This window comes from Chamaesiphon sp. VAR_48_metabat_135_sub (assembly GCF_031418915.1).
Lineage (GTDB): Bacteria > Cyanobacteriota > Cyanobacteriia > Cyanobacteriales > Chamaesiphonaceae > Chamaesiphon.
The window spans coordinates 21,355-44,495 of the sequence record NZ_JANOJV010000308.1 but is presented as its reverse complement, the minus strand read 5'-3'; the positions used below and the strand labels follow the sequence as shown (position 1 = coordinate 44,495).

The following is a 23,141-nucleotide window of genomic DNA, read 5'->3' as shown; positions in this document are numbered from 1 at the left end:
AGCTAGTGCTCAAATTGTTGTCTATCTTCAGGAACCAGAAATGCTCAGAACCGATGTAATTCAAAAAATAATCGACAAGAAAAGAGCTACTAGATATTTGGAAATAGGCGTGAATAATGGCGACAACTTTTTTCCAATTGTAGCCAGTCAAAAGATCGCCGTCGATCCTAGCTTTGCTTTCTCCAAAGAACTCGAACTAGAATGGAATGCCAAGAATTCAGCTAATTTAACAGCACAATACGTCAATTCTACCAGCGATGACTTTTTTGCAAATACCCATCCCATCGAGCATTTTGATGTGGTGTTTATCGATGGACTGCATACCTATGAGCAATCATTGAAAGATGTCATCAACTCTTTGGACAATCTCAATGATAATGGTGTAATTGTCATGCATGATTGCAAGCCACCTCATGTTGCAGCCGCCTGTCCTGCTAAGTCTTTGCAAGAAGCTGAAGATATGCAGGTACCAGGCTGGACGGGAGAATGGTGTGGGGATGTTTGGAAAACTATTTGCTACCTCAGAATTCATCGCCAGGATTTACAGGTATTTGTGTTAGATTGTGACTATGGTTTAGGCATTGTTAGAAAAGGAAAACCTGACACAGAGCTACAATTGAGTCAAGATGCATTGACAGCAATGACTTATGAAGATGTTTTCAATGGCAAAGAAAATTTCCTAAATTTAAAAGATGAAAATTATTTATTCGAGTTCTTGGAGACAGTTTAATAAAACGTCTACATTAAAACACCCGTTTTAAAAACCAATAGTCTCCAGCTCCTTTCTCCTTCCTCTTGTTTATGAAGATGGCATTCATTGCTGGTGGCTATATTCCAATACCACCTCGCTCTAGTTCTATTTTGACTCTGATCCAAGAATACAAATATTACTCAGAAAAAAATGGACATCAAGTAGATATTTTTAATCACCAAGATGTACGGCAGGTCATAGATTCGATCGATCGAGATCGTTATGATTTCATCCATTTACATGCTGGTGGTTTTGTATCAGAATTCAATCAAAATCTCTACCAGAGATTTTGTTTTACATCTCACGCTGGACACCTATTTCAATTGGATCGATGGGATGATGCATTCAAACAAGAATTTCAATCTTATTTGAATGCACCTGGAATTATCGCACTTTCACCAGCCTCACAACAACTTTTTCTCGATGCTGGTTACTCTGGATATATATCAACCCAAATTAATGGAATTGATGCTCAGAAAATTAATCGTCAAGAGCGAGGAAATGGCAAGGCTATTTGCTTGGGTTGGATTCAGCCACGGAAGCAACAAAGACTATTAGCAGAAACATTAGATGGTAAGCTGGCAATAGATTTTGTTGGACCTTTAGATGATCCAGATTTTAGAGAAGGAGTAACAACTAAATATCTAGGTATATGGAGTTTAGCAGATGTTTATCATCGATTGACTGAATATAGCTGCTTGGTTTTAATTAGTAGTGGAGAAATTGCCCCGCTGGTGGTGCTTGAAGCAATGGCGGCTGGTTTGTCTATCGTTGTTTCAGCATCGGCTAGTGCTAACTTACATCTCAAAGATTTTATCAAAGTTTTACCAGATAATATCTTGAGAGATCGTACTCCCGAACATCAGCAAATTATTTGTGAATCGATCGCAAGTTCGATCGATGAAAATCATTTGTATCGTCAAGAAATTGCCGATTATATTTGGAATAATTTTGATTTTAATCACACCATCAAAAATTACGAGAGAATTATTGAAGAATTTATCAATCTCGATTAATCTCAAGATATTGGCAATATTAAAAATATCTAAAAGTTATCCAGTGGGTAGGTACTAACCTGTATCTCTATCCACTATCCACTATCAATTATTCACTAGAGATGACTATTTTTGAACAATCGATTCAGATTAAAGCAAGCGCGACAGTCGTAGATCGATGTATCACCGATTTAGAATTAATGCAGCGATGGCTCAATCCGATGCTGAACTGCGAGCCGCTAGGAGAGTGGAGCACTAAGTTGGGTAGCAAAAGTAAATTTACGATTCAAATCCCAATCTTTAAACCGACATTGAAAAATGTGGTAGTAGCGAGAGAACCTGGCTTAATTATCTGGGGATTTAATGGATTTTTCAATGGTACAGATCGCTGGGAATGTCAACCAAACGATCGAGGAACACGATTGATTAATCGGTTTGAATTTAATATTCCCAATCGGCTGACAGCGTGGGGTTTCGATCGATTTGCTGCTAAATTAACAAAGGCAGATATGGAAGCACAGTTGCGACGGTTAAAAACAGTAGCCGAAGAATTACATCAAAGCTTTGACGACTAAATAATTTTAATCCAAAATTGAATAGATTATCGATCGAGAAAAACCAAGATCGAGCCTTCCGTAGCGGAAATCAATAAGATTATTTATTTTCTAGAGATAGCTAATTATCAACTATAAATTAGTAATTATTTACCAATCGATTGTAAGAAATTCAACGAAGAAGCATCTATTTTACCAAAGTGAATCGCATCAGCTACATTCCAAGTTTCCAGAGATTTCACTAACCAAGGCACACCTTTGCATTGAGAAGACTCATAATGATTGAAAAGAATCGATAATCGACCCTCTAATAATGGCTTGACTTTATTGCAGATCAAGACTATCTTCAGAAGTAAGCCAGTTGTGAAAACCGAACCTAAATTGCTAATCATATCGACAAACACAAAATGTTGTGGTTTGCTGGGACTTTCTACTACTAAATGATTGAGAATATGCGTGCAAGTTCGGAGTAGTGCAATTTCATCGAGCCGCTGATGGTCGCGATCGGGTAAGATACCATCAATAGTTTTGTATAGGCGATCGTTAAAACTGCGATTACCATAACTGCTATCTACGCCAGAAATTATATATTCATATAAGTCTCCCTTGAATCTTTTAACAGTTGGCTGCATTTGAAGATGCGAAACAAAACCGCGAGACAGATCTTGATAACTAGAATCACCTTCAGCCTTACCTGCAAATTGACCGAAAGCCATCCCCAATTCTCTGGTAGATAGCAATGTGGGATTTTCCACTAGGGGTAAATTGTTCGCAGCATCTTGACCAAGTTGAGCTTTGATCCGCGATCTTCTGACCTGATAAGTGAGATAATGAGATAGATTTTGCTCCTGCTGCTGATGTAAATTCCGCTGTACTCTTTTAATCGTCTCGACATTTTCAAAAGTACGTTCTTCCGAAACTAGGGAGTGCTGATACAAGTACGGGTAACGATTGATTAATGTCCCGAGTTGTTGCTCGGCAATCGTAATTTTGCCGCTCCTATTACCATTGAGCACAAAATTCAAACGTTTGAGCTTGGGATAGTCATCGCTGTGAAGATACAACTGAAGTAGTTGTCGCAACCGACGCACAATTCGAGAATATGTCATCCGCACATCATTGAGATGCTCTAGCATTCCCACTAGATTGGCAATGGGGATTTGCCCAGATGGTTGCATTTGCCAGTGATTGACGAGAATATAACAACAACGGTTAATAATCAGCGGGAAATTCTCTTCCGCAGTTTTTTCAAATGCTAAGGTTTCGATCGTAGACCAAATCCGACTGTCACTATAAGTGACACCCTCGATAAATAGGTTCCGAAATCTTTCTAGCACCCTAACTGGTGATTCAGCTTTCACGACATGCAGAAAGTGTTCGTAGATAATTTGCTCGATGCCACTGCCAATTTTTTTTCCAACTGCAAACATATTTAGTCTCCATAGATATTTCTAGTGAATAATTACAGCAAGTCATGCTCGGAACTTCCGGTTTACAACATCGAGATAGAGATGCTTGCTGGGAGAATATAATCTGCAATAATTAACATGGGAATCGGAATCGAGGTAAATAAGGGCAGTAGCAAGAACTTGTACCCAATAATAGCTGGAGTTTAAGAGATTGAATGTGAGATCGATCGCTCCTAACATACCCATATTCCGATCTGATTCTGTCATTTCCCGAAAATTTCCGCTTTATGTAGCGACCGATCGATGATAATTTAAGCTGATGAAGCAGTAAAAGTGCGTGTAATGGCTCAAGTGCAATTAAACACCGTCCAATTAGGTAATAGTGGTTGTCCCCTCATCATGCTCCACGGTTGGGGACAAAATCTCCAATCCTTACAGCCGATGGGAGAATTGCTCGCAACCCAATCGAAAGTGCATATTCTCGATCTACCTGGCTTTGGGAAGTCTCCACCACCGCCAGAAGATTGGGATACGGCTCAGTATGCCGATCGAGTCTATCAGTATTTAGAAGCAGCGGGAATCGATCGCGCTGACATGTTAGGACATTCTTTCGGCGGTAGAGTATCCATCCGTCTCGCCCATAAATATCCCCACAAGGTGCGTTCTATCACCCTGATTAATTCTGGTGGCTTACAACGTCAGCGCACCCTCAAACAATCCCTCCGCAGTCAGTGGGTGAGAAACATGCGGAATACATTTAAACTCTCGCCCCTCTATCGCGATGAACTCCTAACGTGGCATAGTCAAAACTACGGTTCCCGCGACTATCTTAATGCTGGCTCACTCCAGGGTACCTTGGTTAAAACCGTCAGCGAAGATCTGAGTGAAATTGCCAAACAAATTCTGATTCCCGTGCTCTTGCTCTGGGGTGAAGCCGATACCGAAACCCCTATAGAAATGGCACATCGGTATCATAGTCTGTTTCCTAACTCCGAACTAATTACCGTCCCCAATCGAGATCACTTTATGTTTCAGGCGGAGGGATCTCATTTGTGCTCTTATTATGTGGATAAATTCCTGAATCGGTTGTCTAGCAAAGAATTATCGACATGATTACTCTCACTCTAGTTGTCGTCATTCCGATTGTGGCGATCGTGCTAATTGTTTTACTGAATTCTAAATCTTAGCGGAAAGCGTAGATCTTTACCCCACCCCAGCCCTCCCCTTTACAAGGGGAGGGAGCAAGATCCCTCACGATACTTCTAATGCTTACCATCATTTGCTTAACATTAATCTCGGCTGCTACGATCCTCTTTTTCACCCGTCGCGGATTAAGATATCTGCGCTATTTCCAGCAGGAAGAATACAACGGTGAGCGGTTTAAAGATTGGTTGCTCGAAAAACGGACTTTCGATACTAAAGGTACTCAAGTCGCGCTTATCGCCACCGTAACCACAAAATTTGGAACTGGGGGGCGGATGGAAGATTGCTTGGTAATCTGTGTCATGGCAGCAGCCACGTTAGTTTTTCTTGGCTTCAAAGAAGAAGATCCGCGCAAGGTGGGTAAGATTAAACTAAATATGACCGATCGAGCCACAGCAATTTATAATCTAGCTCTGGCTTTATACTCGATCTTCACCATCCTCATAATTTCCGCCACATATGCATTAGGCGCGGGCGATAGTATTTACATTTATTGGCTCGTCGTAGTTGGCTTAATTCAATCCTCACCCATCTGGATTGTCATTGCTAATGCCATCTTGTGGCCCAACGAACTCAAAAAACAACAAGCATTTCTCCAAGAAGCTAAAGATATCCTCGCCGAATATCAACCATATACGATCGGCATTACCGGAAGTTATGGTAAAACTAGTACCAAATCTATTTTAGGTAGTATTTTAGAATCGATCGAACCCACTTTCTGGACACCTGGTAGTATTAATACCGAAATGGGTATCACCCGTCAAATTCGGGAAAATCTCAAGCCCCAACAGGAAATCGCCATCATCGAAATGGGAGCCTATCAAATTGGCTCGATTGCCAAATTATGCCGATTTACGCCACCGAATGCTGGATTAGTTACCGCCGTTGGCGTAATGCACCTCGAACGTTTTGGTGGTGCAGAAAATATTTATCAAGCAAAATGTGAACTCGCGCAGGCTGTTCCCGCTGATGGAATATTAGTCTGTAACGGCGATAATGATGGAGCGCGAAAAATGGCGGGAGAATATCCTAAAGCTACTACCCTGCTCTACGGATTAGAACCAGAAATCGGTCATCTCGACTGCTGGATGTCGGATATTAACGCCAGCATGGATGGAACCACCTTCATCATCCACTGGCAAGGCAAAGAATACCCAGGCTTCACCAAACTACTGGGAGTCCCCATGCTCTCCAACCTCGTCGGCTCTTTTACAATGGCTTGTGCCCTCGGCAAAGATCCCGATTACGTCATCGCGGCTATCTATAACCTCGAACCTGCAAATAGTCGCCTCAACCTCCGCAAAAATGGCGATGGTTTCATTCTCGATGACTCCTACAACTCTAACCCGATCGGGTTTGCTTCAGCTCTCGAAGTCCTGGAAGTGCTCGAAGGCGGACGTAAAATCCTCATGACTCCAGGCATGGTAGAACTCGGCGATATTCAAGCCGCAGAGAACCGTCAGGTCGCCCTCAAAGCTGCCTCGATCTGCGATTTGGCAATAGTTGTCGGCGATACGAATAAAGAAGCTCTCAAAGCCGGATTAATTGAAGGTGGGTTAGCTCCCGATAAGTTAATGGAATTTCCCAACCGCGATCTGGCTCTTGCCTACCTTACCAGTCCCGAACACCGTCAAGCAAAGGATTTGATCTTGATTGAAAATGATTTACCAGATCTATATGAGGCAATTTCCAAATTTTAGTTATGCTCAGTCAAACTATTTGAATTCCACTAAACTGATGACTAGAATTAGCTGACTCCCCGCAGGTACGCGGAGTTGGAATAATTTTACCTGGATTAGCTAACTCTTTGGGATTGAATACTTGACGTACCCACTGCATCGTCTCCAGATCTGTTTCGGTAAACATCTCCGACATATAGCAGCGTTTATCTGCACCAATGCCATGTTCGCCAGAAATACTGCCGCCAACTTTGACACAGAGCTTGAGGATTTCTCCGCCCAAAGCTTCTACCTGTTCTAGCGCGCCTTTGACAGAATTATCGTACAAAATTAATGGGTGTAAATTACCATCACCAGCATGAAAGACATTGGCGACAAAATAGCCATATTTTTCGCCCAGTATCGCAATTTCTTGCAGCACATAAGATAACTGCGTGCGCGGAATTACCCCATCCTGAACGTAATAATCGGGACTAATTTTACCCATCGCGGCAAAGGCAGCTTTTCGCCCTTTCCACAGCCGCAACCGCTGTTCTGGTTCGGTGGCGATGGTTATTTCTCGCGCCCCATTCTCGCGGCAAACTTCAGCGATTCTGGCTTGGTTTGTCGCTACCTCTACCACCGAACCATCGATTTCTACCAGGAGAATCGCCGCAGCATCGCGGGGATAACATTGGGTAGCAACGACATCTTCGACGGCGTTGATACTGAAATTGTCCATCATCTCGATGCCAGCGGGGATGATTCCCTCGCCGATGATGCCTGAGACTGCGCTTCCTGCCGCTTCAACGCTCTCAAAGTCAGCTAGCAGGACACAGATGGATTCGGGAGTTTTGAGAATTTTGAGAGTAATTTCGGTGGCGATACCCAGGGTTCCCTCAGAGCCGACAAATAAGCCTGTCAAATCGTATCCTGGCATTTCGGCGATTTCCCCGCCGACATCAATGATTTGGCCGCTAGGAATAACTAATTTTAAGCCGAGCACATGATTTGTCGTCACCCCATATTTGAGACAGTGAACGCCACCAGAATTTTCGGCAATATTACCACCGATCGAACAGATAATCTGACTACTCGGATCTGGTGCATAATAGAAGCCGCCGCCACTAACAGCCTGAGTCACCCAGTTATTAATTACACCAGGTTGGACGACTACCCGTTGATTGTCTAAATCAACTTTGAGGATCTGATTCATCAATGAGGTAACAATCAACACACAATTTGCCACAGGTAACGCACCACCCGATAAACCTGTACCCGCACCCCGCGCAATCCACGCCACATTATTTTCGTCGCAAATCTTCACCGCAGCAGCTACCTGCTCGGTAGTCTTAGGTAAAATCACCAAATCTGGACGCTGGCGATAACTAGTTAAACCATCGCACTCATAAGTAATCAATTCTTCCCGCCGCTGAATGATACCCTTGCTACCGACTACCGCCGTTAGTTGTGCAATAATCGGTTTCCAGTCACGTTCGATCGATTTGTCTGCAAGTAGCATATGAATCAGGTGTTGGGGCGGAAAGGCATCTGTGTTAATTATCAATTATCAATTATCAATTATCAACCACCCTTAATCTATCCATTACCTGGATTTTACCTCGATCGAGTAGATTGAGTTCAGATTTTGGAGCGTTAATTATGCTGTCGATCGTTCAAAGTACAGACTTAGATTACTCACAACAACAGCATCAACAACCCTCGGTTCTCAATAAGCGACTATATTTTCATGCCAAAGGTGACGAGATTCCGTTATTCCCAGAGGGTGTGTGGCAAGTTACCCAAGGATTGGTGCAATTGAGCGCGAACTACGAAGATGGCGAACAAGTATTATTTGGTTGGGCTGCGACTGGAGCCTGGTTTGGTACTCAATCATCTGACGATTTAGACTATCAAGCGATTGCATTATCACCTGTCTATTTACGCTGGCTCCGACTAGATGAAATTGAGGATTCGATGCGGTTGTCTCAGCTTTTGCTTCCTCAACTAGCCAAACGGATGCGTCAAGCCGAACGGCTCCTGATTATTAATGGGCGCAGACATACTATCGAAAGGTTGCGCGGTTTGTTATCATTACTCAAAGAGGAGTTGGGTGAATCTCTGCCTAATTGCCAAACTCGAATTAATTATAAGTTTACCCATCAGCAACTAGCCAGTGCGATCGGTACGACAAGAGTAACCGTCAGTCGAATGATGGCACAGTTTCAAGCAAAAGGCTATATGGGACTCGATCGACACCGCCATTTAATTTTAGATAATAGCTATTTTACTAAGATCGGTAATTAGATTTTAGGCTTTAGGGATGATTTACTGTAGATGTAATCCCTAAAATTCAGGATAGGGGCAACGTCTTGTCTCGCTGCTTGGTGCGCCGCCAAAGTCGTTTTTTTATTCGGGGGGAACCCCCGAATAAAACCGCCGCGTCACGAATTGCCCCAACCCTGAATTTTAGGATGAATTTAGATCCCAATTCAGCAGTAATATTAAAAGTTATAGTTTGTCGATCTAAACGTCTCGGTTCAACAGATCGGGCGCGATCTTCTCCCGTTTAGTAAAGAAGCGGAAATAGTTAGACTGGCAAAAATCTTTGATGGGAAAAACTAGATAAGTAATCGGATTGATTGTGATGATAATATTCCGAAAATCTCGTTTTGCTAAAGCGACAATTCCCCAAGCTACCCAACGAGATGACATGATGCCATAGGGGTTAAGCTGACTTTTGAAAGGGCCTAAGACTAACTTGCGAATGATACAGGGCGCATCCAATCGACGCAGTGTAATCAAATCGCCAAGAGTTCTTTTCGATAATTCATACAAGGGGCTAAAAGCTGGATTTACCTCGGCTTCGGAGGTATTAATCCACAGTTCTTTAGTCGCTCGATCTGCAGATGCCGTAATTGTACTCAAGAATAATTCCGTGAGTCTTAGTGTCGAAAAAGTATTCACTTCATAAGACTTTTGAATCGCGGCGGGAGAGCAATCTCCATAGACATTAACACCATGATTGACAATTAAAATATCTACTTCTTGAAGGTGAGATAATAGCTCCGATTCAGCTCCCAACTGCCACGACAACACTTTTATTTCATTTTTAAAAACCGTTGCGGGATTGGTGGTAATAGCGACTACTTTCGCGCCTTGGAGCGACAATTCTTCGATTAATGCTTGCCCTAAAGTACCTGAAGCACCAGTCACCGCTACCACTTTGCCCTTGAGAGCTAGACTAGTACCGATGATGCGATCGACTGAGGTAAAATGTCCAGCATAATAAGCATTAGTTTCGTCAAAATGATGTCGCCAGTGATAAGTCCGATTTACGCGCCACTGAGCGGGAATCCCAACTAAATCACCAGGTTTATGACTGAGATCGGTCGCGAGTAACATCCCCTGGGAACGTAAAAATGCGGGAATCAAGAACGCAACAGAATAGATACAACCCAGCCACATGCCAGGATTTTGAGTCAAGATCGCGGTCGCTGCTGTCAACCCTACCATGCACAGGGCTTCAGGGACATCATTATAAAGTTGAGATTTTTGATACAGCTCCATATTGGCAATGGAGAAGTCCCGACGGTAAGCTTTGTGATGGAGCAGGTGATACTGCTTGATGGGTTGCCAATAGTGCCCTGCGATATGATAAATATCCCGCACGACTTCAGCGAAGAGGATGGAGACTAGCCCTAAAATAAATTGCATGGTTAATGGATTCAATAGCCGTTATCGCCTCTGACCGCGACCGATAAATATCACTGCTTTATATTTTGACACTCTCCAGGCCAATTCAGCAACGCAGATCGTCCGATCGATATTTTGAGGGTGAGATTCCCTCTTTTTGACGGAAGCGAGTGTTAAATGCACGGGCATTTGAAAAACCGCACATTTCAGAGAAAGTTGACATCGACAGTGTAGATCGAGACATTAGCAGTTTTTTACAAGAAATTTAGCAGTTTTTGGCAAGACTTATTTTTTTATTGAGATTATTATTTGTTTTACGGACAGTAATATTCACATTGAAGAATCGAGCGTGAATAAAATTGATCGCTCCATCGTAGAAGTAAATAGAAGACAATTCAATGTTATCAACATCTCTAATTAATCGATCGGGAACACTACCATGAACTTAAAATCATTTCTTTCACTCGGTTTCGGCATTATTACTCTGAGCTGCGCTCTGCCAGCTTTTGCTGACATCCCAACTGCTCCAGATCAACTTAATCCAATGTCGCCAGCCCCTGAACAACCAGGCCGCGATCGATCGAAGCTAAAAGTGTCAGCAGATAACGATTCAGCCTATTTCAATGGAAATAATAAGATCGATCCAAAGACATCAAAAATTAATCTACCTAATCGTCGAGCTATTCTCCACAAACAGCCTAAGACTCCAGGAATATTAAATCAGCCCGCTACAGATGCCATAGTGTCCCCTGGTAATTATACGAGTGGACCCATTAAAAATAACGTTAATCGCAATCCACGTCAGACTCCAACAATATCAAACCAGCCCGCTACAGAGACCATAGTGTCCCCTGGTAATTATACGAGTGGACCCATTAAAAATAAAGTTAATAGCAATCCACGTCATCAATAGAATTGCTGTTGCTCGTAGGGGAAATTCATGAATTGCCTCTACGCCAATTTTTCTGGCTCTGATATTACTAAAAGCACGGCTTTGTAATTAAATTTATCAATTAGGAGACAATCGTGAAAACTAACACTAATCTTTTCATTGCAATGGCTTTGACTCTTTCTGCTGCAATTGTTGCTAGCAATGCTAATGCTAAACCAACCTATCAAAACGACCCAGCAATTGACTCTAGCATTAATACAAATGTTCAGAATACAAATCCACAACTAATTGAAAAAATTAAAGTAGTTCAGCCGAATGGTGGTGTATCTGGAGCGAAAGATCCTCATGTTCAAGGACCCACTCACGAGCAAACATCAGCAGGTCATCCGAGCTTTGTAAATTTCCAGGGACGTGATTATTACAATCGGATTAATCCCAATCCAGGAGCTAAAGTGTCTCCATCTGCCGTCCAAAAGTATAAAAATATTGGACGTTAACTTAAATTTAAACTAGGCTATCTGGGAGTATCTATATTATGGAAAATTTACTCCCCCCATTTTCTACTCCTGTAAAAGTTGATTGTATTTTTATAAAATTTACGCCAACATAGACTTACAATGTACAATCATACAGTGTAGATCTTCCAGGGATAGATACTCCCAATTGGCTCTTTAATGGTTGCAAGTGAAATAGAATTTTACGGAAGTCATTCCCACTTATTAATATAGTAAAAAATATGAATCTAAGTAGATCGGTTCAGTTTGTAACCAAGACTTCTAAACATTGCAATCTTCGCTGTCGTTACTGCTATGAATATGCAGAACTAGGGAACAAAGGTGCGATCGAGCTAGCTCAAATTGAAGCTATGTTTAGGAATATTGCTAGCCATTATCAGAAATTAGATTTTCCGGTGAATATCGAGTTTGTTTGGCATGGTGGCGAACCATTGTTGCAACATCCCGATTTTTATTGGCGAGCTTTCGACCTCCAACATCAAATCTTTAACCTTCCTACAGATTGCGTTACTAATGCAGTGCAGACAAATCTAACTTTGCTAGATCGAAACCGCTTGCAATTATTATCTGAAGGGTTTGATTCTGTAGGAGTATCGATCGATTTATTTGGTGGGCTACGAGTTTATGAAACTGGTAAAGAATCTCAAGATCGTGTTTTAGAAAATATGGATCGGCTGAAAGCAGCGGGGATCGACTTTGGTTGTATTACGGTACTGACCAAACTTAATATCGATCGAATTGCCGATATTTATGACTTTTATCGATCGCTCGGCTTATCTGCAAGAATTTTACCTCTATTCAAAGGTGCTTTTGATAACCAACATCATGGATTTGAAATTGATGCTTATGATATTTTAGCTGTATACAAGCAAATAGTCGATTTATGGATAGAGGATGAAGAGTTTGTATTTATTGCACCTATTTGGAATGCGATTCAACAGGTTGTTCATCACTACACTCCTGGAGCTAAAAATATCTTTTATGATAAGCGAGAGTGGGAATCAATTTATACAGTCAATATTGATGGAGAAGTCTATAGCTATGCTGATTCCTACAATCTAGATCGCAGTCATGGCAATCTCTTCACTACACCATTGACACAAATTATTGATAGTGAAAATCATGAGCGAGCTATTGCTGATGCAGAAAGAAGAATCGAGCAAACCTGTAACGATTGTATTTATTTCGGCAGTTGCAGTGGTTATCCGATGGCAGAAGGAAGTCGTGAATATTATCCTGTAGATGAACGAGGAATATTGCAATGTATTGTCGATCGTGGGATCTTAGAATATATCGATTATCGTTTTCGGGAAAAAGGAATCATCGATCCAACGACAAACTTAATTAATCTCGATCGATTCAAGCTCGATCGAGCTACTAATTCACCATTAACATATGCATAGCAATATGAATAGATTGAGTGATATTAAAATTATTATCGATCGGGGATGCGATCGAACTTCCGAGCGATTGCAAGTTAATAGTGGAACGGTAGTATTAGAAAGATCTGGATTAGTACAAAGTGAATGTCCACCAAATGCTTTCGTACCAAAACAAGATTGGAGAACACTAAATTCAGCAGAAATAGAGCAGTCGATTATCTCAAACGATCGAATTAGATCTCAAAATATTGGTGAATATATTGGGATAATTCGGGTTCCCAATCGGCTAATTTCTCCCCTATCAAATCTAGCTGAGACAATCATAACAGATCCAGAACGATGTGAGGTAGATGTTCGGCAAGTTCCGTCACATCCAGAATATCGATCGATCCTCAAAAATATATCTACTTACTTACAAAAATATGCGATCGTTCCTAATGAAATTGTAAGTGAGGGAATCTTTCATTGCAATCGATTGGGTTTAGTAACTTGTACTCGTGAAGGATTGCACGTCGATAGTTGGGAAAAAGCACCACTCAGACGCAGACATCTATCTAAGAATCGGCTCTGTATTAATATTGGTAGGGAGAATCGCTATTTTCTGTTTATCGATCTTTCCCTGATGAAAATGTTGGAATTGCTGCAACTATCTACCGCAATCGACATTTCTCGATACTATCGTGGGGCTGGATTGTCAGAGAAATTCATGGAGACTTTTCCCGACTATCCAGTCACAAAACTAGCATTAAATCCAGGGGAGGCTTATATGGCACCCACTGAAAATATTATTCATGATTCATCGAGTTTAGATAAACAAGAACTAGATTTTAGTTTGACTTTTTTGGGTAAATTTGAAATTCCAAGTGTGTAGATAATAAATATTCTAAAAACATCGTCCTGGATTGAGAAGATCCAAAGGATCGAACTGTTGTTTAATTTCCCGCATCAACGGCACCGCATTACCCCGATAGCCCCATACATCTATTTTTTGTTTGACATCTTCAGGTGCCTGTAGAACTGACAGAAAGCCACCCGATGATTCACAATGACTGCGGAGGGGTGCAATATACTTAGCATCGTTCAGCGCACATGCGCCGATGCCGCTACTGAGATGGATGACACCTTTGGCATTATTTTCTGTAGATCGATCGATCCAGTCGATCGATTCTACTGCGGCGGTCGATCGAACCCCTAGTTTACAGCCAATTGGAGTATCGCCCCAAATTCCGGTTTGAATGCCGCTCCACAGTCGTTCTGCTTGTTCTCCTTGCCAGCTACCGCCTTTTAAACCCAATCCTTTGGCGATCGATAGTAACTGCTCTGACTGCTCGGCGATACTTGCGGGGATGGTGGCAAATTTGACTACGAGACTGGGCGTATTACTAATCTCCAGATGCCGACTAAATGCTGTAGAAAGCACGTCGATCGCGATCGGGGTCAAAGTACTTGCCAATAAGATTTTAGCCACCTTTGCCAGCCTCTCGATCGATCCGGTGAGGATGACGGTACCAGTATTACTTGGCAGTGGATATACCCGAAATGTTACTTCTGTCAGAATGCCCAGGGTGCCATAGGAGCCAGTAAAGAGCTTCATCATGTCATAGCCAGCTACATTTTTGACCACTCGTCCGCCCGCCTTGGCAATTTTGCCATCAGCACGGACGAAACTAATCCCTAAGAGTAAATCTCTCACGCCACCATAGCGATGCCGGAGTGAGCCAGTATCAGCAGTCGCAATGATCCCGCCAATTGTAGCTCGATCGGGATAGGCTGGATCGAGTGGTAAAAATTGTCCAGCGGTAGCTAAAGTTTCTTGCAGTTGGGCGAATTTCATTCCTGCTTCGACAGTAACGGTCAGATCGCCAACTGCATGGGCGATTAATCGATCGAGTTTCTGAGTACTGGCGATGGATTTCGCACCACTAACTACCCCGCCCCAATCCAGTTTGCTACTATTGCCCGCGACGACTAAGGGCGATTTATCTCGACTGGCAATGGTGACTAGTTCGGCAAGTTCCGCCGTGTTTGTAGGCATACAGATCGGCAAAGGGATATCATTAATGCTGTCGCCCATAAGATCTCAGTTCTTAGTAGGATAGTAGGAATCGCTGATCGATCGACTCGATCGGCCAGTGTTCGCGCTATCCAGATTATCACTATTTATTCATAACGTCTCTACAACCTGTTAATTCGTAATTCTTAATTTTCCCAATATATGTCAATTCAAGTTTATGGTATCCCCACCTGTGGCACTTGCAAAAAAGCTCTGCAATGGCTAGATGCACAGGGAATTAGTTACGAATTCATTAATACCAAAGAACAACCACCTAGCTTAGAACAAATTGCTAGTTGGGTCGAGAAATTAGGCAATCGACCAATGCGAAATACCTCAGGACAATCCTATCGATCTCTCGACGAGATTAAAGATACTTGGACTGAAGCAGAATGGGTGAATGCTTTTAGCGATGATGTGATGCTTTTAAAGCGTCCAATTTTTGTCAAAGATGGCATCGCGATCGCCGTTGGTTTTCGGAATATTGCAGAAATTCAAGAACTGCTAACTGATTAACCTCAACGGTTAGAAAATTTGCTAGAGGCTAGATCCCCGACTTCTCGCCAGATGTCGGGGATCTGAATATATCCTAACTAGTGTGAGTTATCAACTATCAACTATCAACTAATGTTTGTTACTTCTTCGGTGGTCCTGCGGTAACCACAACCAATCGATCGGGTTGGATTAATTCCTTGGCAACTTTGTTGACTTGTTCTAATGTCACAACTTGAATTTTCTTGGGAAATTCACTGATTTCATTAGGATTCAAGCCATAAACGGCATTACCTAACGTCGCCCCTGCGATCTCGTCAGGGGAGGCAAGATCGACTGTATAGTTACTCGAAATACTGCGTTTGGCGTTGGCAACTTCTGCTGCAGTTACACCCTTAGCCTGTAGATCCTTCAACAGAGAGATCGTGCTTTTTAGAGCTTTGGGAGCATCCTCTGGCGCGGTTTGCATCGAAATAATAAAAGTACCCTGACGTTTCCCAGCAGCAAAGCTACTATAAATCCCGTAGGTTAAACTCTGTCTGTCACGAATTTCGGTACCCAGACGGCTGGAAAGGGTATCGCCACCGAGGATTTGATTTAACACCAAGGCTGAATAGTAGCGCGGATCTTTCCGATCGATCGCCGTATTGCCCATCAAGGTAATTGCTTGAGTTTTACCTGGAAGTGAGGGATTAACTTGCACCTGCTGTTCGGGTATTTTAGCAATTGGATATTTGAGTTTGACTGATTTAGCTGTAGTCGCCCATTTACCCAAGCTACTTTCGAGCAAGCGTTTCACCTGGGGTACATTAAAGTCACCGACGATCGCCAGGATTGTATTGCTCGGTAGATAATGCTGACGATAAAAGCTTTGAAGATCTGCTACTTTCAAACCCTTGAGCGTTTCGGCTGTGGGGAAAATGGTAAAGGGGTGATTTTTGGGATAAATCGTCTGCTGGAAATTGCGTCGTGCTACCGCATTCGGACTATCCAATTCCAGTTTTAGGCTAGTCAAGGCGCGTTGACGACTGAGTTCGACCTTCGATGTGGGGAAATTGGAATTTTGGAGGACATCACCCAGAGTTTGAAGCAAGATTGGTAAATCTTTAGAAAGAGCATTACCGCCCAAGCTGACACCTTCCCGACTAGCACTAAATCCCAGTCCAGAACCGCGATTTTCTAATGTTGTGGCGATCGCCAGTGCTGTTTGAGTTTTCGTCCCACTCATCAGATTTGTGGCTGTCAGACTTGCCAATCCAGCTTTGTCAGGATTGTCATATTCTGTTCCCGCTTGAATATTCCCAGTCAACGTCACTGTCGGCGTACTCGCATCGGGGAGTAAGAATACCCTCAGCCCATTCTTGAGCTTCACCTCTTGGGGTAAGGCTTGATTTTGGCTGGCGGTGTCTGGATCGAGTGGGGGGAGATATTGAGCCAGTTCAGCGGGGTCTACAGGTGTCCCTGGGCTGTGATTTTCGACTGTTTTACCATCTTTACCTGCTGATGCGGTTGCTCCAGTAATTTTGGTGGGTTGAAAGTAGCCGATGGTTTTTTGACTTTCTTGGAGATATTTTTTCGCCATCCGTTGGACATCGGCAGGGGTGACACGATCGACTGCCGCGAGATATTTATCGGTAAATTGATAGTCGCCAGTGGTGGTTTGGTCGTTTCCGAGTTGTCTGGCTTGACTATCGATCCCGCGATTGGCGAGGAGAAAGCCAGCTTTGAGTTGGGCTTTGGCGCGGGAAACTTCCAGCGGGGTGGGTGGTTTGGCTTGGATGAGTTTAATTTCCTTACTAATCGCCGCTTCTAATTTGGGTAAAGATTTACCGACTTCAACGATCGAGGAAATCTCATACCAACCGCCACCAGCCAGATTTGACGCACCACCATCGAGACTAGTCGCGACTCCGGTTTCAACGATCGATTGATACATCCGCGAGCTGCGTCCTTCTGTGAGCACGTAATTCATCACGTCGATCGCGGGGACATCGGGATGGTTAGCATCAGGGAGGGGATAAACCTCACTAGCAATTTGGGTGCTACCTGGTTCTTTGAGCGTGAGCCGACGTTTGGGTGCGGCGGTAGTTGTGGCTGCGGTAACTGTCGGTTGAGCGACTTTTAACTCGCGGCGAGGGACTTTCCCAAATGTCTCTAGTACTTTGGTCATCAAACTGGCTGTATCAAAGTCTCCAACAACTACTAGCGTGGCATTATTCGGTCCATAGTAGGAATCATAATAAGACCTCACCTGTTCGACCGTAAATTTCTCGACATCGGCCTTGGTACCGCCAACAGTTAACCCATAAGGTGTATTCGGAAAAGCCGCACGTTTGACGGCTCGATCGAGTCGATAACTCGGACTATTTTCATAGCCCTGCAATTCCGAAATTACTACCCGCTTTTCGCCAGTCAGTTTATCAATGTCGATCGTTGAATTTTCCATCCGATCTGCTTCCAGCGTCAATAAACTGGTAAGTTTATTCTTTTCAACGGTACCATAGTAAGCAGTCTGATCGTAGCTAGTAAAAGCATTAGAATCACTACCTAAAGCTGCGAACAATCTCCCAAACTGAATCGGTCGATCTTTCGTTCCTTTGAATAACATATGCTCCAACTGGTGTGCAATTCCGTTCACGCCAGGAGCTTCATTCCGAGAACCAATTTTATACCAGACTTGAACCGTCACGACCGGAGCACTATGTACTTCCTTCGTCAGAATGGTCAAACCATTCTCTAGAACAGTTTTCTTGACGTTTGCAGTTAAACTTGTGCTAGGATTGGCTGATTTCTTAGTCGCAGGTACTGTCGGAGCTTTACTTGGCTTGACGATCGGTTTTTTGACAACCTCTGAAGCTACAGTTGAGTCCACTGTTCCGGCTGGCTGAGTAGACATCGCTACCTGCGGTGATGCTAAGATTGCACTCAAGCACACGCTAAATAACAACATTCCAAACCGATACCGCCGCCATGCTACCCAAAAGTCTCTAATGTTCAACATATTTTCACTAAATATCTGCACTTGATGCACTAAATAGATTGTAATCGACAGCCTGCTCTGACGTTACGATCGAAGGCTGAATGCAAACAATAGTCCAATCGGCTGTAACTGTATTCTATCCTTTTCGTCTAGTCGTTGGTGTTGGCGAAACGGCTGTCGCAGCAGAAGCCCTTCATCAGATAATCGCTAGCAGCTAGAAATGCTGAAGCTATTGCCGCTAAGTTTTTGCACTCGGTTCTGACCCGATCGGATAGACTAGAAATGAGTATTTCCACTAGTATTGGGCGGCAGAAATAAAGCCACCATTCAGTCCTTTTTCTAATCACGCTGTCTTGAAAAGGTGCTCCACTTGCGGCGTTTTTATTCGGGGGGAACCCCCGAATAAGAAAACGACAAGACGGGGAAACCCCAAGACCACTGGGCGGGTCACCCGACCATCAGCACTTTTCGCTCCCCGATCCCCCCTTTGCCCAAAATATTACTGTTATTTACGCCGCCGAGTACTAGATAGTCTAAGAACAGCCGCAAACAGATGCATCAGCAAATGAACATGTTTGATTTTAAAGCAGCCGCAATCGACCGCAAAGATATTATCATCCAGGAAAAGGAGATCGTATCGATAGATGGTGAAGTTATTTTTTACAGTAACTTTTTTAGTACGGATGAAAGTGATAAATTATTTTCAGAGCTTAATTCTTGTATTAAATGGCGGCAAGACAAAATTCAGATGTTTGGCAAGTATTTGCCTCTTCCCCGTTTGACAGCATGGTATGGGGACGAAGGAAAATCTTATACCTATTCAGGGATAGTGCAACATCCCAGTCCTTGGATTTCGGTATTATCTCAGATCAAAGAACGAATCGAGAAAACGGCAGAAGTTAGCTTTAATAGCGTGCTGTTAAATCTTTATCGTGATGGGACAAATAGTGTTGCTTGGCATAGTGATGATGAATCAGAACTAGGACAAAATCCCATTATTGGTTCCGTCAGTTTTGGCTCCACTCGCCGCTTTTCTTTCAAACACAAGCAAAATAAAAGTCAAAAAATTGATATCGATCTTACTCATGGCAGCCTCCTATTAATGCGAGGTCCAACTCAGCATCACTGGCTACATCAAGTCGCCAAAACAGCCAAGATTGTTACGCCCAGAATCAATCTCACATTTAGAATTATTCAATAAGAGACCGTTCCTGTAATTAAAAGCGAAACCGATCTGTGGATACCCCTGAAAAACGGAAAACATCCACTTTGAAGGCACTGACCTAGCGATAGCTAAATCACAAATGCTAGTACACGTAATGCCAGGACGGGGACTTGAACCCCGGGCACGAGGATTTTCAGTCCTCTGCTCTACCAACTGAGCTATCCCGGCTTATTGCTAATTTAAATTTGGCAACTTGACTAATATAACAAATATTAGCTGATTATGCAATAGGCAAAAGAAAATTGTTGAAAATTGACTATTCCCGATTCTAGTCTTTGTTTGGTACGATCGATGAAGATAATTTAGCTACAGTCAAAAATTGTGGTCTAAAGCCCTGTTCATCACCAATTTGCGACAATTGTTAAACTTTTTTCAGCACCTGATCGATCCACCCACGCCAAACCCTGATCATCAGTATGATGGCTGGTCGTTGGACGATCGCGATCCGCAAGCGATCCGCGAGATATTTATGCCAATGTGGGAATGGCTATACCATTACTATTTCCAGGTTACAACCGATGGGTGGGATCGTGTTCCCGATCGAGGCAGGATGTTGGTCGTGGGGTCCCACAATGGGGGTTTAGCCTCGCCAGACATGTTCATGTTGATGTATGACTGGTTTTGTCGTTATGGCGTGGAACGCCCCGCCTACGGATTGGCACACCCTGGTGTATGGAAATATTTTGGGCCGATCTCTACATTAGCTGCTCAAGCTGGAGCGGTAGTTGCTCATCCCAAAATGGCAATGGCAGCCCTGCAAAGAGATGCGGCTGTTTTAGTCTATCCTGGTGGTGCTGAGGATGTGTTTCGTCCTCACAGTGAGAGACATCGAATTGAGTTGGCTGGACGAAAGGGGTTTATTAAGGTTGCCTTGCGGGAACATGCCCCGATCGTCCCTGTAGTGTCTTTGGGTGCTCATGATGGGCTGATTGTCTTGACAGATCTTTACCCAATTTTACAGCAACTGCGAGATCGAGGAATGCCGTGGCTATTTGGCATCGATCCGATCGTGTTCCCTGTCTACTTGGGTTTACCCTGGGGGATTGCATTTGGTCCATTACCTAATTTACCATTGCCCACGCGCATCCACATTCGGATCTGTAAACCGATCGAATTTAGCCGTTATGGACGGAGTGCTGCGAACGATCGAGACTATGTTGATGCCTGCTATACTCTCGTCGAACAGCAGATGCAGGCGGAGTTAGATCTATTGGTATTAGAAAAAAAGCAGTGAAACTCACAACTTCCTGACCTTAATTCGTCCTCATGGGAGTGAAGCCTTACCAGCATCGATTGCGGTAAAGTCATAACCGATTGAAGAATCAAATACTTCCCCTAGTTTATTTTGTCGATTCCAATACCAAACTTGAGCTGATAAATTAAGATTCCTTTTCCCACTTTCACCGAATATAGGTGCCATGACAATAAGTTCTCCGGTACTGGTCAATTCAAGTCGGAGAAATGGATTGACCAGTACATAAACGATCGAACTGTTCGGGATCGATTTGAAGGACTGCCTTAGGGGCTGTAAGAAAATAAGCTCATGGTTTCGATCGGTAGTTTTCCCACAAGGAAAAGTTTTGAGTCTCAAAACATGAAGTTGTTTCTTTACAAGCCCTTACTAACATCAATTAATAACGGTTCGGTATTTACTGAAGTAGAAATCGTCATAATTGTGCGATTATTGTGGGAATGGGAATCTAAACCACCTGAGCGGCTGCTCCGTCGGGCCGTAAGCGTTCAATTCCTTGCTTGACGACAGTTTTATAAGCAACTCTTTGATTCGCTTGGAAGACCTGCTGGAGGGTATTACCGAGCAAATCGAGATTCCAGGCGCGGGCGGATTCGGGGACGACGATATCTTGGGCTTCGAGATATTCGACGAGAGTTAAACCAGCAATCCGAGTGAGATAAGCAGCACTTAAACCTTGTACCAATCCGCCAGCGACGAAGGTAATTGCATTAGTCTTGAGCAATCCAGCGACTGTTTGGGTGCAAAGTTCGACTAAGCCTAATTTGAGCATCACACTACCCATTGCACTCGCAGCGGCTTGCGCCTGTTCGAGGGAGAATTTCTGTTGATAAATGGCACCTAAATCGATGACCATTTGAGCGTTAACCGCAGCAGTAGCGAGTAAATCCAGTGCGGGTAAGGGGTTTGCAAAGGCAGCAGCAGCGACAATCCACTGATTTTGCTCGATTAGTGGTAAGGATCGATCGCGTCTGACCGTATTTAATGCGGTTTTGGCTGAAAATTGGACTCCAGCTACTTGACGATAAGTGGTCGCCCATAACATTTTTTCGCCTTCGGTAGCGAGGACATTGGTAAGTTGGTGATTGAGACTACCGATCTCGACTGGGGGTGTTTCTAGAGTTTCTACTGCGGTACCATCTGCTTGAATTTTGCGGACTTTTACAGATGCAGGTGCAGTACTCGTGGCGACGATATCTGAAGATCCGATCGTACCAGCAATAGTTGCTTGGAGTTTCTGGAGAATTAGGTTACGTTCGTCGGGTAAGTATCGATCGGCTTGATTGAGTAACAATATTACCCGCTGATGGGCTTGGTGAAGTTCGGTGAGATATTTATACTCGGTAGCAGTCAGATCGCCATTGGTGAGAAATAGTACTAAATCGGCGTTGAGTGCGAGTTGTTTGGCTCTCGAGTCTGCGGCGTTACTCTCTGCACCACTAGTAAATAAGGCTGGTGTTTCGATATATTTGAGTGGTGTCGCCGAAGGTACTGGTTCGGTGGTGAGTAGCTTCATCAAGCTGCTTTTCCCAACTCTTTGTCCACCAGTAATCGCAATGTGTCGATCGGGTCGAGTTAAATTAGTCTTAACTTGGGTTAATTGTTGCTGAAGTGGATCGATTTTGACGGAGTTTGGACTTTCAATTGCTAGTTGACCGATGACCAATTCTACTTGACTGAGGATGCGATCGAGTGTCGCTCGATTGATATCTACTTTAGCTAGCGGCACTTGAACCCGATCTCCGCGCCGACTGTACCACCAATAACCACCCCCTGCGGCAATCGCCCCCAGTGTGAATAAATCGCCCATTCCAGAGAGGCTGTGAGAGATACTATCCAAACCCCACAAACCTAGAGTGAGTCCGATCCCACCAATTAAAAGCGGCCGCTGCAATCCTCCAGTCATAGATGCCTCCGTCAATTTGACGCTAAAAAGTGACAATTCTCATCTCTAGCCTACCCGATCTCGGCAGATTCGATCGAGTGGAATCCCGATCGACATCAAAGTTAAAGTAACTCATAACTCGTAAGTAATGACTGGCACTGTGGGTTTATAGCTAAATCCTAAGACCTAAAACCTAAGA

Annotated in this window: 21 protein-coding genes and 1 tRNA gene; 13 read left to right on the top strand and 9 right to left on the bottom strand. The window is 43.4% G+C overall.

Going from position 1 to position 23,141, the window contains the following annotated elements:
* Positions 1-109: 109 nt before the first annotated feature.
* From RMO55_RS21220 to RMO55_RS21210, 3 genes are all read left to right on the top strand, one after another.
* Entirely contained in the window at positions 110-730 is a 621-nt protein-coding gene (locus tag RMO55_RS21220; protein WP_310430057.1) for a class I SAM-dependent methyltransferase, read from the top strand.
* Positions 731-807: 77 nt separating this feature from the next.
* On the top strand, positions 808-1,767 hold the full coding sequence (locus tag RMO55_RS21215; RefSeq protein ID WP_310430055.1) for a hypothetical protein: 960 nt from the start codon (positions 808-810) through the stop codon (positions 1,765-1,767).
* Positions 1,768-1,868: 101 nt separating this feature from the next.
* Positions 1,869-2,321 (top strand): SRPBCC family protein, encoded by a 453-nt coding sequence (locus tag RMO55_RS21210; RefSeq protein WP_310430053.1) that lies wholly within the window; start codon positions 1,869-1,871, stop codon positions 2,319-2,321.
* Between the two features lie 125 nt (positions 2,322-2,446).
* Here the strand turns inward: RMO55_RS21210 and RMO55_RS21205 are convergent, their stop codons facing one another.
* Complete coding sequence (locus RMO55_RS21205; RefSeq protein ID WP_310430051.1) at positions 2,447-3,730, bottom strand: hypothetical protein; 1,284 nt, start codon at positions 3,728-3,730, stop codon at positions 2,447-2,449.
* A gap of 321 nt (positions 3,731-4,051) precedes the next feature.
* On the opposite strand from RMO55_RS21205, the gene RMO55_RS21200 reads away from it, so the two are divergent.
* Positions 4,052-4,822, top strand: coding sequence for an alpha/beta hydrolase (locus RMO55_RS21200; RefSeq protein ID WP_310430049.1), 771 nt, complete (start codon positions 4,052-4,054; stop codon positions 4,820-4,822).
* 152 nt (positions 4,823-4,974) lie between these two features.
* The gene (locus RMO55_RS21195; RefSeq protein ID WP_310430047.1) at positions 4,975-6,612 is read left to right on the top strand and encodes a UDP-N-acetylmuramoyl-tripeptide--D-alanyl-D-alanine ligase; all 1,638 of its coding nucleotides are present in this window, start codon (positions 4,975-4,977) and stop codon (positions 6,610-6,612) included.
* A 10-nt stretch (positions 6,613-6,622) separates the two neighbouring features.
* Here RMO55_RS21195 and glcD read toward each other — a convergent pair whose 3' ends face one another.
* Entirely contained in the window at positions 6,623-8,092 is a 1,470-nt protein-coding gene (gene glcD, locus RMO55_RS21190) for a glycolate oxidase subunit GlcD (RefSeq protein WP_310430045.1), read from the bottom strand.
* A 113-nt stretch (positions 8,093-8,205) separates the two neighbouring features.
* On the opposite strand from glcD, the gene RMO55_RS21185 reads away from it, so the two are divergent.
* Complete coding sequence (locus RMO55_RS21185; RefSeq protein ID WP_310430043.1) at positions 8,206-8,877, top strand: Crp/Fnr family transcriptional regulator; 672 nt, start codon at positions 8,206-8,208, stop codon at positions 8,875-8,877.
* 219 nt (positions 8,878-9,096) lie between these two features.
* Here RMO55_RS21185 and RMO55_RS21180 read toward each other — a convergent pair whose 3' ends face one another.
* Together RMO55_RS21180 and RMO55_RS22390 are read right to left on the bottom strand one after the other, a co-directional pair.
* A complete protein-coding gene (locus RMO55_RS21180) occupies positions 9,097-10,287 on the bottom strand; it encodes a bifunctional sterol desaturase/short chain dehydrogenase (RefSeq protein WP_310430041.1) in 1,191 nt (396 codons plus the stop codon).
* An 85-nt stretch (positions 10,288-10,372) separates the two neighbouring features.
* The gene (locus RMO55_RS22390) at positions 10,373-10,510 is read right to left on the bottom strand and encodes an AraC family transcriptional regulator (protein WP_396134442.1); all 138 of its coding nucleotides are present in this window, start codon (positions 10,508-10,510) and stop codon (positions 10,373-10,375) included.
* Positions 10,511-10,705: 195 nt separating this feature from the next.
* Between RMO55_RS22390 and RMO55_RS21175 the strand changes: the two genes are divergently transcribed.
* The 4 genes from RMO55_RS21175 to RMO55_RS21160 all read left to right on the top strand — a co-directional run bounded on the left by RMO55_RS21175 (position 10,706) and on the right by RMO55_RS21160 (position 13,926).
* Entirely contained in the window at positions 10,706-11,179 is a 474-nt protein-coding gene (locus RMO55_RS21175) for a hypothetical protein (RefSeq protein ID WP_310430039.1), read from the top strand.
* 113 nt (positions 11,180-11,292) lie between these two features.
* Positions 11,293-11,655: a hypothetical protein gene (locus RMO55_RS21170; RefSeq protein WP_310430036.1), complete on the top strand. Its 363-nt coding sequence runs from the start codon at positions 11,293-11,295 to the stop codon at positions 11,653-11,655.
* 239 nt (positions 11,656-11,894) lie between these two features.
* The gene (locus tag RMO55_RS21165; RefSeq protein ID WP_310430034.1) at positions 11,895-13,076 is read left to right on the top strand and encodes a radical SAM protein; all 1,182 of its coding nucleotides are present in this window, start codon (positions 11,895-11,897) and stop codon (positions 13,074-13,076) included.
* Between the two features lie 4 nt (positions 13,077-13,080).
* On the top strand, positions 13,081-13,926 hold the full coding sequence (locus RMO55_RS21160; RefSeq protein WP_310430032.1) for a hypothetical protein: 846 nt from the start codon (positions 13,081-13,083) through the stop codon (positions 13,924-13,926).
* Between the two features lie 12 nt (positions 13,927-13,938).
* On the opposite strand, the gene RMO55_RS21155 is transcribed toward RMO55_RS21160, so the two are convergent.
* Positions 13,939-15,129, bottom strand: a complete 1,191-nt coding sequence (locus tag RMO55_RS21155) for an FAD-binding oxidoreductase (RefSeq protein WP_310430031.1) — start codon at positions 15,127-15,129, stop codon at positions 13,939-13,941.
* Positions 15,130-15,270: 141 nt separating this feature from the next.
* On the opposite strand from RMO55_RS21155, the gene RMO55_RS21150 reads away from it, so the two are divergent.
* Positions 15,271-15,624: a Spx/MgsR family RNA polymerase-binding regulatory protein gene (locus RMO55_RS21150; protein WP_310430029.1), complete on the top strand. Its 354-nt coding sequence runs from the start codon at positions 15,271-15,273 to the stop codon at positions 15,622-15,624.
* A gap of 118 nt (positions 15,625-15,742) precedes the next feature.
* On the opposite strand, the gene RMO55_RS21145 is transcribed toward RMO55_RS21150, so the two are convergent.
* Positions 15,743-18,601, bottom strand: coding sequence for a pitrilysin family protein (locus RMO55_RS21145; protein WP_310430027.1), 2,859 nt, complete (start codon positions 18,599-18,601; stop codon positions 15,743-15,745).
* A gap of 550 nt (positions 18,602-19,151) precedes the next feature.
* On the opposite strand from RMO55_RS21145, the gene RMO55_RS21140 reads away from it, so the two are divergent.
* Positions 19,152-19,781: an alpha-ketoglutarate-dependent dioxygenase AlkB gene (locus tag RMO55_RS21140; protein WP_310430025.1), complete on the top strand. Its 630-nt coding sequence runs from the start codon at positions 19,152-19,154 to the stop codon at positions 19,779-19,781.
* Between the two features lie 119 nt (positions 19,782-19,900).
* Here the strand turns inward: RMO55_RS21140 and RMO55_RS21135 are convergent.
* Positions 19,901-19,973 (bottom strand) — tRNA-Phe (locus tag RMO55_RS21135).
* A gap of 211 nt (positions 19,974-20,184) precedes the next feature.
* On the opposite strand from RMO55_RS21135, the gene RMO55_RS21130 reads away from it, so the two are divergent.
* On the top strand, positions 20,185-21,039 hold the full coding sequence (locus RMO55_RS21130; RefSeq protein ID WP_396134445.1) for a lysophospholipid acyltransferase family protein: 855 nt from the start codon (positions 20,185-20,187) through the stop codon (positions 21,037-21,039).
* A gap of 30 nt (positions 21,040-21,069) precedes the next feature.
* Here the strand turns inward: RMO55_RS21130 and RMO55_RS21125 are convergent, their stop codons facing one another.
* Together RMO55_RS21125 and RMO55_RS21120 are read right to left on the bottom strand one after the other, a co-directional pair.
* Entirely contained in the window at positions 21,070-21,225 is a 156-nt protein-coding gene (locus RMO55_RS21125) for a hypothetical protein (protein WP_310430021.1), read from the bottom strand.
* 280 nt (positions 21,226-21,505) lie between these two features.
* Positions 21,506-22,999 (bottom strand): DUF697 domain-containing protein, encoded by a 1,494-nt coding sequence (locus RMO55_RS21120; protein WP_310430019.1) that lies wholly within the window; start codon positions 22,997-22,999, stop codon positions 21,506-21,508.
* Positions 23,000-23,141: the final 142 nt, after the last annotated feature.